This window comes from Streptomyces sp. CO7 (assembly GCF_053474865.1).
This window is the reverse complement of sequence record NZ_JBRIOU010000007.1, coordinates 35,633-39,753: the sequence shown is the minus strand read 5'-3', so window position 1 is coordinate 39,753 and position 4,121 is coordinate 35,633. Positions and strand designations below refer to the sequence as shown.

The 4,121-nt window shown below is 73.3% G+C and carries 3 protein-coding genes and 1 pseudogene; all 4 read left to right on the top strand.

Translation table 11 applies throughout. From position 1 onward, the window contains the following. Positions 1-89 precede the first annotated feature (89 nt). A complete protein-coding gene (locus ACOV8S_RS23955; protein WP_448320191.1) occupies positions 90-932 on the top strand; it encodes a MetQ/NlpA family ABC transporter substrate-binding protein in 843 nt (280 codons plus the stop codon). A gap of 150 nt (positions 933-1,082) precedes the next feature. Beyond that, positions 1,083-1,691: a GNAT family N-acetyltransferase gene (locus ACOV8S_RS23950; protein WP_448320190.1), complete on the top strand. Its 609-nt coding sequence runs from the start codon at positions 1,083-1,085 to the stop codon at positions 1,689-1,691. A 105-nt stretch (positions 1,692-1,796) separates the two neighbouring features. Next, on the top strand, positions 1,797-3,005 hold the full coding sequence (gene cbiE, locus ACOV8S_RS23945; RefSeq protein WP_351112317.1) for a precorrin-6y C5,15-methyltransferase (decarboxylating) subunit CbiE: 1,209 nt from the start codon (positions 1,797-1,799) through the stop codon (positions 3,003-3,005). A gap of 388 nt (positions 3,006-3,393) precedes the next feature. Continuing rightward, a pseudogene (locus ACOV8S_RS23940) lies at positions 3,394-4,121 on the top strand (nicotinate-nucleotide--dimethylbenzimidazole phosphoribosyltransferase); the annotation flags it as partial.

Here is a 4,121-nt window from a genome sequence, read left to right as displayed (position 1 = left end):
GCGGCCCACCCCCAGACCTCCCCGCACCACCCGACGCGGGGGAGCACCACCAGGCACGCCCCGCGTGCCGCAACGGAAAGGCACTTTTCGTGCGTAACACCGCCAAGCTTCTCAACGGCAAGGTCGCCACCGCCCTCCTGACCGCCGGAGCCCTGTCCCTGGGCCTGACCGCCTGCGGCGGCTCCGACGACAAGGCCGCCGCCACCGACGGCCCCCTCGTCGTCGCCGCGACCCCCGTGCCGCACGCCGAGGTCCTCACCTACGTCAAGGACAACCTGGCGAAGAAGGCCGGCCTCGACCTGCAGGTCAAGGAGTTCACCGACTACGTGACTCCCAACACGGCCACCGAGGACGGCTCCGTCGGCGCCAACTACTTCCAGACCAAGCCGTACCTCGACGACTTCAACAAGAAGAACGGCACGCACCTCGTGCCCGTCGTCGCGGTCCACCTGGAGCCCCTCGGCCTCTACTCGAACAAGTTCGAGAAGGTCGAGGAGCTGAAGAACGGCGCCACCGTCGCCGTCCCGAACGACACGGCCAACGAGGCCCGCGCCCTCAAGCTCCTCGCCGACAAGGGCCTGATCGAGCTGAAGCAGGGTTCGGAGAGCGAGGCCACCCCGGCCGACATCACCAAGAACCCGAAGAAGCTGCAGTTCAAGGAGCTCGAGGCGGCCCAGACCCCGCGCGCCCTCGACGACGTCGACGCCGCCGTGGTCAACGGCAACTACGCCATCGAGGCCGGCCTCAAGCCCGCCCAGGACGCCCTGGTGCTCGAGTCCGCCGAGAACAGCCCCTTCGGCAACCTCCTCGTCGTCAAGGAGGGCTCCGAGAACGACCCGCGCGTCAAGAAGCTCGTCAAGCTGCTCACCTCTCCCGAGGTGAAGAAGTTCATCGAGGACAAGTACGCCGGCTCCGTCATCGCCTCCTTCTGAGACGACGCCACGTCCTGACCGACGCCCCGTCAGGGAAGCGGGGTCCACTCCGGCCGCCGGAGTGGACCCCGCCGTCCTGATCGGTGATTTCATGCTGCATGCTGAAGAGTTCAGCAGGTCCGAACGGTTCCCCGACACCCGGAGCGGCGCATGAACGGCACCTTCCCCGACATCTCCATCAGCACGGAGCGGTTGGTCCTGCGTCCGCTCGAGGAGGCGGACGTCCCCGCCTACACCGAGATGCTGAACGACGAGCAGGTCGTCGCCTGGACCTCCGTCCCGCACCCCTACACCGAGGACCACGCCCGCCGGTGGATTGCCGAAGGCGCCCCCGCCGAGCGCACCGAGGGCCGCGGCATCGTCCTGGCCGTCACCGAGTTCCTCACCCAGCGCCTGGTCGGCACGCTCCGCCTGCACCACACCGACTGGCGGATCCGCTCCGCCGAGGTCGCCTACGTGATCGCCCCCTGGGCCCGCGGCGAGGGATACGCCACCGAGGCCACCGTGGCGGCCGCCCAATGGCTCTTCCGCGACCAGAAGTTCGAGCGCATGGAACTGCGCACCGCCGCCGACAACGCGGCCTCCCAGCAGGTCGCCCAGAAGATCGGCTGCATCAGCGAGGGCGTGCTGCGCGGCGCCTTCATAGCCCGGGCCAAGGACGACACCGGCGTGTGGAACGACGTGCGCACCGACCTCATCGTCTGGAGCCTGCTCCCGGAGGACTTCGAGGGCGTCGGCGAGTACGCGGACTGGGACTGACCCTTGCTCCCGCATCCGCGGGGTAACCTCACAGCGCGCCCCCGACCGGGCCCGCCCGACCGCCCGCGGACAGCACCGCACACCACCCCCTGGAGACTGACGACGATGGCCGACCGCGTCACGGTGATCGGCTGGGACGGCTCGCCTCTGACCGCCGCGGGACTCTCCGCGCTCGGCGCCGCCACCCTGGTGGCCGGAGCCCCCCACCACCTGGCACTGCCCGAGGTGCCGCCCACCGCCGAACGCGTCACCCTCGGCAGTCTCCCGCTCGCCGCCCGCCGGATCGCCGGCCACCGCGGCACCGCCGTGGTCCTCGCCGACGGGGACCCCGGCTTCTTCGGCGTCGTGCGCACCCTGCGCGCACCGGAGTTCGGACTCGAGGTCGAGGTGGTCCCGGCCGTCTCCTCGGTCGCCGCCGCCTTCGCCCGCGCCGGAATGCCCTGGGACGACGCCCTGGTCGTCGTCGCCCAGCCGCGCACCCTGCGCCGGGCCGTCAACGTCTGCCGCGCCCACACCAAGGTCGCCGTCCTCACCGCCCCGGGCGCCGGACCCGCCGAACTCGGGCTGCTCCTCGAGGGCGCGCCCCGCACCTTCGTGGTCTGCGAGGAACTCGGCACCGACCGCGAGCAGGTGAGCATCGTCACCTCCGACCGTGCCGCCGACCACAGCTGGCGCGACCCGAACGTGGTGATCGCCATCGGCGCCCCGACCCTCGCCGAGTCCGCGCCCTGGATCGCCGGCCGGGCGCCCACCGGTCCCCGCGGCTGGGTCCTGCCCGCCGACTGCTACGACGGGCCGCTGGGCGAGGCGGAGGCGGAACCCCTGCGGGCCGCGCAACTGTCCCGCCTGGGCCCGCGCCTGGGCGATCTGGTCTGGGACATCGGCTGCGGCAGCGGCGCGTTCTCCGTCGAGGCCGCCCGCGCCGGGGCCGCCGTCATCGCCGTGGACCGCGACCCGGAGGCCTGCGCCCGCACCGAGCGCGCCGCCCGCCGGGCCGGGGTGCAGCTCCAGACCGTCCGGGGCGCCGCCCCGCACGTCCTGGAGGACCTGCCCGAGCCCGACGTGGTGCGGATCGCCGACGGGGGAGCGGAGGTGATCGCCGCCGTCGCCGACCGCCGTCCCGAGCGGATCGTCGCCCACGTCCCCACCCGGGACGTCGCCGAACTCGCGGGCCGCCGCCTGGCCGAGCGCGGGTTCGCGGTCGACTGCTCGCTCCTGCAGTCCGTCACCCTCGACGCCGAGCAGTGGACCGAGAACGGCCGCAGCGTCGGATTCCTCCTCTGCGGCGAACGGCCGCGCGAGCGGACCCGCTGATCCCCGGCCGGTACGCCGCCGCCCGTCGTCAGTAGCGCCCCGTGATCGAACGGTGTCGGGGCGCGGGGTAGGCTGGCCGATCGTTGTACCACGCCTGGATTTCGGTTCTCGTCGGACCATGTCCGGACAAGACCGCCGGCCGGAAGGACGGGTGCGGTACGACGGCGCCGGAGGCGCACGAGAGGGCGAGTTCCACCACGGACCTTGCCGGATCGGCCTGCGTCGGAGGGCGGGGGACGGCGACAATGCGAGTTGTCGGCTCCTCGTCCGAGTGGGCGGGTCTCTCGTGCCGCTCGGCGGGCGCGCTCGTTCAACAGGACGGGCGGTCCGCGCGCCGCTCCGGACGAGCAGGTCGTCAGAAGCACCAACCGATGGGCGAGGGGTACGCATGACCGACACCGGCCAGGTCCCGGGCGAGGGACTGCCGGAGAGCGCAGGCACGGTGGAACAGCCGGGCGTCCCCGCGCCGGGTTCCTACACCTACCTCTCCGAGCCGACCGCCGAGGAAGACCAGCTCCTGCTGCCGGGCGCCCAGGGCGCCTGGGGCAACGAGGTGCCGCCGGGGCAGGAAGGCGCGTACCCGGAGGGCGGCTACGCCGAGGGCGGCTACCCGGAGGGCGGCTACGCGGACCAGCACGGTCAGCACGGTCACGGTCAGCAGGCCCACGGTCAGCAGGCGTACGCGGAGCAGGCGTACCCCGAGCAGCAGGCCTACGCGGAGCAGCAGGGCGCGGCCGGGTACCCGGTCTACGCCGAGCAGCCCGCGGGGGCGGACCAGGCCGCGGCACAGGGCGGACCGGAGCACGGCGGCCAGGAGCACCAAGGCGCCGGAGCGACGTCCCACGCCACCGGCGTCCACGACAGCGGAAGTTACGACCTCGGCGCCGCCGCCCAGGCGCCCGGACGCGGCGGCCCGCGCCGCCCGCTGCACCTCGGACCGCCGACCCCCGACGCCTCGATGAGCCCCGTGCGGTCCCTCGCCGACCGCGGACCGGCCACCGTCGTCCGTCAGTCGGGGCAGCAGGGCGCGGCCCCGGAACACCTCGAGTCGCAGGGCGCCGGCCCCGCCACCCAGCACCCCACTCCCTGGGGCGGCACGCCCACCGGGCAGGAGGC